This is a genomic window from Flavobacterium columnare NBRC 100251 = ATCC 23463 (assembly GCF_002530675.1).
In the GTDB taxonomy this organism is placed as follows: domain Bacteria; phylum Bacteroidota; class Bacteroidia; order Flavobacteriales; family Flavobacteriaceae; genus Flavobacterium; species Flavobacterium columnare.
This window is the reverse complement of record NZ_PCMX01000017.1, coordinates 1-8,224: the sequence shown is the minus strand read 5'-3', so window position 1 is coordinate 8,224 and position 8,224 is coordinate 1. Positions and strand designations below refer to the sequence as shown.

Genomic DNA, 8,224 nt, shown 5'->3' with positions numbered 1-8,224 from the left:
AAATGTACTTTTGAATAATAAAAAAGATTTTTTAAATTGATTCTAGGGAATATTGAATTTTATTTATAGAAAAAGAGTATCTAAAAAAGTTAAAACTCAATATCTAGTTCGTCACTTCAACGATAGGGGAAATCACATTTTTAGCATTATGTGATTCCTTCCTATGTTCGAAATGAGAAGGTTGTAGCTTTTTTGGGCAACCTCTTTGGTATTATAAACCTCCTTTTAAAAAGGTTTTGATTAAAAGTTAGGGGATAAATTATATTTCTTATAAAAATTATCTAAAGCTTCTACAACTTCATCTTCTGTATCTACAATTTTTATTAAGTTCATGTCTTCAGGATTTGCATTTTTTTGCTTGTCTATCATAACGTTTTTAATCCAATCAAGTAACCCGCTCCAGAATTCTGTTCCAACAAGAATAATTGGGAAACGACCTATTTTTTTTGTCTGAATTAATGTAATGGCTTCAAAAAGTTCATCTAAAGTACCAAATCCGCCAGGCATTACAACAAAGCCTTGGGAATATTTCACAAACATTACCTTGCGAACAAAGAAATAATCAAAATTTAAATTTTTATCTTTATCAATATAAGGATTGTAATGTTGTTCAAAAGGAAGTTCAATATTTAAACCTACTGATATTCCTTCACCACGATGTGCTCCTTTATTACCTGCTTCCATAATACCAGGACCACCACCCGTAATAACGCCATATCCCGCTTTGGTGATTTTATAAGCAATTCTTTCTGCTAATTGATAATATTTATCCTCTGGTTTTGTTCTTGCTGAACCAAAAATAGATACACAAGGCCCTATACGAGCCATGGTTTCGTAACCATTTACGAATTCAGACATGATTTTAAAAATAGCCCAAGAATCGTTTGATCGTATCTCGTTCCAAGTTTTTTGTTTTAGTTTGTCTTGGATTCTTTCGTCTTCATTTGAAAATATTTCTTTCATCTTCTTATTATTGAGAGTCTTTAGGATTGACTCAGTTATTATTAGTATAAATTTTTTAAAAAATCAGCCAACTAAGATAATTCTTTTTTCAAAAACTGTGCGGTATAACTTTTTTTATTTTTAATTATTTCTTCGGGGGTTCCTTTTGCAATAATTTCACCTCCGCCTTTTCCGCCTTCATATCCTACATCTATTATATAATCAGCTAGTTTTATTACATCTAGATTGTGTTCTATGATTAAAACAGTATTGCCTTTATTAACTAATTTATGAATAACTTCCATTAACACGCGAATGTCTTCAAAATGTAAACCTGTAGTAGGTTCATCCATTATATAAAAAGTATTTCCTGTATCCTTTTTTGAAAGTTCTGTAGCTAATTTAATTCGTTGAGCTTCACCTCCTGAGAGGGTTGTACTTTGTTGTCCCAATGTAATATACCCCAATCCTACATCTTGAATTGTTTTAATTTTTCGGTAGATTTTTGGTATGTTTTCAAAGAAATCAACAGCTTCATCTACAGTCATATCTAATACGTCTGAAATAGATTTACCTTTATAACGAATTTCTAAGGTTTCTCTATTAAAACGTTTTCCTTGACATGTTTCGCATTCTACATATACATCAGGTAAAAAACTCATTTCAATAGTACGAACTCCACTTCCTTCACAGGTTTCACAGCGTCCACCAGCCACATTAAAACTAAAACGTCCGGGTTTGTATCCTCTTATCTGTGCTTCTGGGGTTTGTGTGTATAAAGATCGAATTTCTGAAAAAACATCGGTATAAGTAGCAGGATTAGATCTAGGAGTACGGCCTATTGGGCTTTGATCTATATCAATTACTTTGTCAATGTGTTCTAAGCCTTCAATTTTTTTATAGGGTTGTGGTTTTTTTACCGCATTAAAAAAATGGTGATTGAGGATAGGGTAGAGGGTTTCATTAATTAGAGTTGATTTACCCGATCCAGAAACGCCTGTTACACAAATCAATTTGCCTAATGGAAACTCTATAGAAACGTTTTTTAAATTATTGCCCGTTGCACCTGTAAGTTTGATTTTTTTACCATTTCCTTCACGACGTTTTTCAGGAATTTCTATTTTCATTTTACCACTCATGAATTGAGCTGTAATCGTATTTTCTTTTAATAAGTTTTGTGGGGTTCCTTGGCTGATAATTTGCCCGCCATAACGTCCGGCTTTAGGGCCTATGTCTATTACATGATCGGCTCTTTCTATCATATCTTTATCGTGTTCTACAACTAAAACGGAGTTGCCGATATCACGTAATTGTTCTAGGGAGCGAATTAGTTTTTCATTATCTCTTTGGTGCAAACCTATACTCGGTTCATCTAAAATATATAATACGCCTACTAGTTGTGATCCAATTTGTGTAGCCAAACGAATGCGTTGTGCTTCACCACCAGAAAGGGATTTAGAACTTCTACTTAAAGAAAGGTAGTTTAGTCCTACATCTACTAAGAATTGTAAACGAACTTTAATTTCTTTTACTATTTCTGAAGCAATTGTTTTTTGTTTTTCAGTTAAATAATCTTCTAATGTGTTAAACCATTCGCTTAAGTCAGCTATATCTGTATTGGATAGATCTTGGATATTTTTATTATTAATTTTAAAGTATAATGCTTCCTTTTTTAATCGAGAGCCATGGCATTCAGGGCAGCTTACTTCATCCATAAAATCTTTAGCCCAGCGTTTTATAGAGGTAGACTCTGTTTCGTCGTGCTGATTTTTAATAAAATTAGCAATTCCTTCAAATTCAATTTTGTACTCTTTTGTTACACCTGCTGTTTTTGAAGTAATACTAAATTTTTCATTGCCCCCATTTAAAATCATATTCATGGCTTCCGAAGAAATGGTTTCAATTGGGTCAGTTAGTTTAAAGCCAAATTTTTCGCCTATGGTTTCTAATTGTTTGAAGATCCAAGTGGATTTATATTCACCTAGCGCTATAATTCCTCCACTTTTGATGGATATTTTGGAATCTGGAATAATTTTTTTTAGATTAACTTCATTTACAGTTCCTAATCCATTACAACGATCACAAGCTCCCTTAGGCGAGTTGAAAGAAAATAAATTAGGTTCTGGATTTTGATATGAAATTCCAGTAGAAGGACACATTAAGTTTCGACTAAAATATCTGATTTCTCCTGAATCTTGGTCTAAAATGATGAGTACATTTTCTCCATGATACATCGCTGTTTTAATGCTTTCCATTAATCGCTTTTCGCTATCTGAGGATTTGTCTACAGCTAAACGATCAATAACAATTTCAATATCATGGGTTTTGTAACGATCTAATTTCATTCCTGTTACAATGTCTTGAACTTGTCCGTTGACGCGTACTTTTAAGAACCCTTGTTTGGCTATTTGTTGAAATAACTCAGCATAATGTCCTTTACGAGCACGAATAATGGGAGCCAAAATATTGATCCTCTTTTTGTCGAAATTTTGGAGAATCAAGTCCTTGATTTGTTCATCAGAATATGAAACCATTTTTTCGCCAGTATTATAACTATAAGCGTCTCCAGCACGAGCAAAAAGCAAACGAAGAAAATCGTAAATTTCGGTAATAGTCCCTACAGTAGAACGTGGACTTTTGCTTGTTGTTTTTTGTTCAATAGCAATTACAGGGGAAAGACCATCAATTTTGTCTACATCAGGACGCTCTAGTCCGCCTAAAAACTGACGAGCGTAGGCTGAAAAAGTTTCGATATAACGTCGTTGTCCTTCAGCATAAATAGTGTCGAATGCTAACGAAGATTTTCCAGAACCCGATAAACCTGTAATAACAACTAATTTTTCACGAGGTATGGTAATATCAATATTTTTTAAGTTGTGTGCACGAGCACCTATAATTTCAATAGTTTCCTCTGTATGTTGCATAATTTAAAGCAAAACACAAAGGTAGTTTTTTTGGGTTAAATAAGAGATGTAATAACTTTTTAAAATTTGTTAAAGAATTTTGTGAAATAAAAGGGGATCTTTTTAAATCAGACTTGATCCTAAATAATAATTCAAAAATAGAAGGTATAAAAAAAGCCCACTGTTGTGAGCTTTGTGACCTCGACAGGATTCAAACCTGTAACCTTCTGAGCCGTAATCAGATGCGCTATTCAGTTGCGCCACGAGGCCATTATAAGTATTTATTTAGTTTTGTGACCTCGACAGGATTCAAACCTGTAACCTTCTGAGCCGTAATCAGATGCGCTATTCAGTTGCGCCACGAGGCCATTAAATGAATCAGTTTGTATATTAACTTCCTGATTGCGGGTGCAAATATAGAAACTTTTCTTTATCTTGCAAATAAAAAATTGTAAAAAAATGAGTTTAAACCAGTATTTCCGTGATATTCAAGACTTTCCGAAGGAAGGAATTTTGTTTAAAGATATAACACCGCTATTATTAAGCCCCTCTGCAAGGCATGAAGTCTTAGAAAAACTCTTGTCTGAGTTAAAAAATATTCGAATAGATAAAGTAGTAGGAATAGAATCTAGAGGTTTTTTCTTCGGAATGTTGTTAGCTCAGGAATTAAACGTAGGTTTTGTTCCTGTAAGAAAGAAAAATAAACTGCCTTATAAGACTATTTCGGCTAGTTATGAGTTGGAATATGGAGAAGATGTTTTGGAAATGCACATAGATGCTATTCAAAAAGGAGAAAAAGTATTAATTCATGACGATGTGTTAGCAACGGGAGGTACTGCTAAAGCCGTGTGTGAATTAGTAGAAAAATTAGGAGGTGAGATTGTTCAATGTAATTTTCTTATGGAATTAACTTTTTTAAATGGTCGTAAAAAATTAGAGGGAAAACCTCTGTTTTCTGCGGTTACTTATTAGAAAGAGCTCTAGTTGTTACGTAATAACGGTATGCTAATATTGCTAATTGCCATTTCTTTGCTTTGGCAGGATCAAGTTGCTGTTTACTAAAACTAGGTAAGATGATTTTGTTGATTTTTGCTAAAATTTTGTACATATTTTTTTGTGCGAAAATAATCAAAAAATGAGAAGTATTACTTAGAGTTTGTTAAAAACAATTACAGTTTGAATTTTAGCTTTTTAAAATTGCTACAACCAACAAAAAGGAGATTTGAACCCAGGTTGCGCGTTAGAAATTTAGTACAGATAAAAAGGACTTTGAATCTAAAAAAGTACTCCATTTTTAGTCTTCAATAGTAAAAACAAAGTTGCAGTAATAAAAATTGTGCATTTTTAATTACTTTGTCCTTTTCCTCTTCATCACAAAATCTAAGGCATAATCTGGGTTGAAAAAAGCGAACAGATGAAACAAATTACTATACTGATGATGTCACTTCGATAATAGGAAAAACTAACAAACTAGATGTTGATTTATTCCTTTTTAGCCTCCCCCTTTGGCTGTTGAGGGAGTTACTAAAACTAGTTTGTTATTGAATTTAAAAGTCAACTAAAATTTGATTTCGTGTTAAATCCTCTAGGGTTTCATGTTGGCGTATAAGATGCGCTTTTTGATCTTTCCATAATACCTCGGCAGGTTTAAAACGGGAATTGTAGTTAGATGCCATTGAAAATCCATAAGCACCTGCATTTTTAAAAGCTAGAATATCACCTTCCTTAATTTCTGCTATCTTTTTGTTGGTGGCAAAAGTGTCTGTTTCGCAAATGTATCCTACTACGGTGTAGAAACGTTCTTTTCCTTTGGGATTTGAAATGTTTATGATTTGATGTTCAGATCCGTACAACATTGGTCGTATTAGGTGGTTGAAACCAGAGTCAACTCCTGCAAAAACGGTAGAAGTAGTTTGTTTGACTACATTTACTTTTGTTAAGAAAATCCCAGCTTCGCTAACTAAAAATTTGCCTGGTTCAAACATTAAGGTTAATTCTCTTCCGTATTCTTTTTCAAAATGATTAAATCGTTTGCTTAATTTTTTACCTAATTCTTCAATGTCAGTTTCAATATCTCCTTTTTTATAAGATACTTTAAAACCACTTCCGAAGTCTATAAAATCTAATTGAGTGAAGTTTTTGGCAGTTTCAAATAATATTTCGGTTGCTTCTAAGAAAACTTCAATATCCAAAATATCGGAACCTGTGTGCATGTGTAATCCGTTAATGTGCATGTCTGTATTTTTGACAATTCGTAAGATGTGAGGAAGCTGATGTATAGATATGCCAAATTTACTGTCAATATGTCCAACGGAAATATTGGCATTTCCTCCAGCCATGATATGAGGGTTTATGCGTATACATACGGGGATATTAGGATGTTTATTGCCAAATTGTTCTAAAATAGATAAATTGTCGATATTAATTTGAACTCCTAATTCAGAGGCATTTTCTATTTCTTGTAAAGAAACGCCATTGGGTGTAAAGATTATTTTGTTAGGGGTAAAGCCTGCTAATAAACCAAGCTGTACTTCTTGTAAAGAAACAGTGTCTAATCCTGAGTTTAGTTTATTGAATAGTTTTAAAATAGAAAGATTAGATAATGCTTTAACTGCGTAATTTATTTGAAGCTTTTGAACCTTGGTGAAAGCATTTTTTAATCGATTGTACTGATTTTCAATTTTTTCTGCATGATAGACATATACAGGTGCTCCGTATAATTGTTCGATTTGTAATAAATTAGTTTCTTCCATTTTTAAAATTTTGATAAAAATAAAAAGTTCTTTTTTTTGGATAAAATAAATTAAGAATTAAAATAAAATAACAACAAAATGTTTTGTTTGTAACACTTTAAATTAAAAGATTGCTTGAAATCTACAGGGGTTTAAAAAATCTAAAACAAGTAATAATATTATTTCATTACTTTAAATAAAAGTTAGATGGAATTCTATTTTTCTTTTGAAAATTATTATTTTTGTGCCACTTTATAAAAGTCAAAAGAAATATTATGAATTTACACGAATATCAAGGGAAACAGATATTAGCAAGCTACGGAGTACGTGTTCAGCGTGGTTATGTAGCAAACAATGCTGAAGAAGCGGTTGCTAAGGCAAAACAACTTACAGATGAAACAGGTACAGGATGGCATGTGATTAAGGCACAAATACATGCTGGTGGTCGTGGTAAAGGTGGTGGTGTTAAGTTGGCTAAAAACTTAGATCAAGTAAAAGAATTAGCAGGTCAAATCATTGGAATGGATTTGATAACTCCTCAGACACCTCCAACTGGAAAAAGAGTTCATAAAGTTTTAGTGGCAGAAGATGTGTACTATCCAGGTGAGAGTGAAACAAAAGAGTTTTATATGTCTGTATTGTTAAACAGAGGAACAGGTCGTAATATGATCATGTATTCTACTGAAGGAGGTATGGATATTGAAGAAGTAGCAGAGCACACACCAGATAAAATCTTTACAGAAGAAATAGATCCAGCTGTTGGTTTACAAGGTTTTCAAGCTAGAAAAATTGCATTTAACTTAGGATTATCAGGTGAAGCATTTAAAGAAATGGTGAAATTCGTTGATGCTTTATACAAAGCATACGTTGGATCTGATTCTTCTATGTTTGAAATCAATCCTGTTTTAAAAACTTCAGACAATAAAATTATGGCTGTAGATGCAAAAGTATCTTTAGATGACAATGCGTTATACCGTCATGCAGATTTAGCTGAAATGCGCGATATTACAGAAGAACGCCCAATTGAAGTAGAAGCTAAAGAAGCCGGTTTAAATTACGTAGATTTAGATGGTACTGTAGGTTGTATGGTAAATGGTGCAGGTTTAGCTATGGCTACTATGGATTTAATTAAGTATGCAGGTTATGAGCCAGCAAACTTCTTAGACGTGGGAGGTACAGCAGATGCTAAACGTGTAGAAACAGCTTTTCGTATTATATTAAAAGATCCAAATGTAAAAGCAATTTTAATTAACATCTTTGGTGGTATTGTTCGTTGTGATCGTGTAGCACAAGGAGTAGTAGATGCTTATAAAAATATGGGAGATGCTATTAATGTTCCTATTATTGTGCGTTTACAAGGAACGAATGCTGAAATAGCAAAAGAATTAATTGATAATTCAGGTATGCCAATTTTATCAGCAGTTCAATTCCAAGAAGCAGCTGATCAAGTAAAAGTAGCTTTATCTTAATAAAGTTTAGTTACCTTATAATAATAAAAAACCCAAAACGGCAACTAGCTGTCTTGGGTTTTTTTATTATAGAAAGGTTCTTGCTTAAATATTCTTATAATATTTGATTAATATTTCTAAAAAGGTTGATCTAGATTATGCGTCAGTCTTTTGTGATTAAGATTAAAAGAACAAAGAA

Annotated in this window: 6 protein-coding genes and 2 tRNA genes; 2 read left to right on the top strand and 6 right to left on the bottom strand. The window is 32.7% G+C overall.

The features are described 5' to 3' along the window. Positions 1-240: 240 nt before the first annotated feature. The 4 genes from B0A78_RS02910 to B0A78_RS02895 form a co-directional block, all read right to left on the bottom strand. Positions 241-963: an LOG family protein gene (locus B0A78_RS02910; RefSeq protein WP_014164314.1), complete on the bottom strand. Its 723-nt coding sequence runs from the start codon at positions 961-963 to the stop codon at positions 241-243. Between the two features lie 71 nt (positions 964-1,034). Then, positions 1,035-3,866: an excinuclease ABC subunit UvrA gene (uvrA, locus tag B0A78_RS02905; RefSeq protein ID WP_014164315.1), complete on the bottom strand. Its 2,832-nt coding sequence runs from the start codon at positions 3,864-3,866 to the stop codon at positions 1,035-1,037. Positions 3,867-4,041: 175 nt separating this feature from the next. Beyond that, positions 4,042-4,115, bottom strand: a tRNA-Arg gene (locus B0A78_RS02900). A gap of 24 nt (positions 4,116-4,139) precedes the next feature. Then, positions 4,140-4,213: transfer RNA gene (locus B0A78_RS02895), tRNA-Arg, on the bottom strand. 91 nt (positions 4,214-4,304) lie between these two features. Between B0A78_RS02895 and B0A78_RS02890 the strand changes: the two genes are divergently transcribed. Next, the gene (locus B0A78_RS02890) at positions 4,305-4,817 is read left to right on the top strand and encodes an adenine phosphoribosyltransferase (RefSeq protein ID WP_014164316.1); all 513 of its coding nucleotides are present in this window, start codon (positions 4,305-4,307) and stop codon (positions 4,815-4,817) included. Here B0A78_RS02890 and B0A78_RS14805 read toward each other — a convergent pair. Then, positions 4,807-4,953, bottom strand: coding sequence for a hypothetical protein (locus tag B0A78_RS14805; RefSeq protein WP_014164317.1), 147 nt, complete (start codon positions 4,951-4,953; stop codon positions 4,807-4,809). The two genes, B0A78_RS02890 and B0A78_RS14805, sit on opposite strands and share 11 nt — an antisense overlap. A gap of 439 nt (positions 4,954-5,392) precedes the next feature. Then, a complete protein-coding gene (lysA, locus tag B0A78_RS02880) occupies positions 5,393-6,598 on the bottom strand; it encodes a diaminopimelate decarboxylase (RefSeq protein WP_065213703.1) in 1,206 nt (401 codons plus the stop codon). A 254-nt stretch (positions 6,599-6,852) separates the two neighbouring features. Here lysA and sucC point away from each other — a divergent pair, with 254 nt between their 5' ends. Beyond that, positions 6,853-8,046 carry an ADP-forming succinate--CoA ligase subunit beta gene (sucC, locus tag B0A78_RS02875; protein ID WP_014164319.1) on the top strand — a complete coding sequence of 398 codons (1,194 nt, stop codon included), beginning with the start codon at positions 6,853-6,855 and terminating at the stop codon, positions 8,044-8,046. The last annotated feature ends 178 nt before the right edge of the window (positions 8,047-8,224 follow it).

Coding starts and splice junctions, on each gene's coding strand:
- B0A78_RS02910 (WP_014164314.1), bottom strand. CDS start 963: ATGAAAGAAATATTTTCAAATGAAGACGAAAGAATCCAAGACAAACTA.
- uvrA (WP_014164315.1), bottom strand. CDS start 3,866: ATGCAACATACAGAGGAAACTATTGAAATTATAGGTGCTCGTGCACAC.
- B0A78_RS02890 (WP_014164316.1), top strand. CDS start 4,305: ATGAGTTTAAACCAGTATTTCCGTGATATTCAAGACTTTCCGAAGGAA.
- B0A78_RS14805 (WP_014164317.1), bottom strand. CDS start 4,953: ATGTACAAAATTTTAGCAAAAATCAACAAAATCATCTTACCTAGTTTT.
- lysA (WP_065213703.1), bottom strand. CDS start 6,598: ATGGAAGAAACTAATTTATTACAAATCGAACAATTATACGGAGCACCT.
- sucC (WP_014164319.1), top strand. CDS start 6,853: ATGAATTTACACGAATATCAAGGGAAACAGATATTAGCAAGCTACGGA.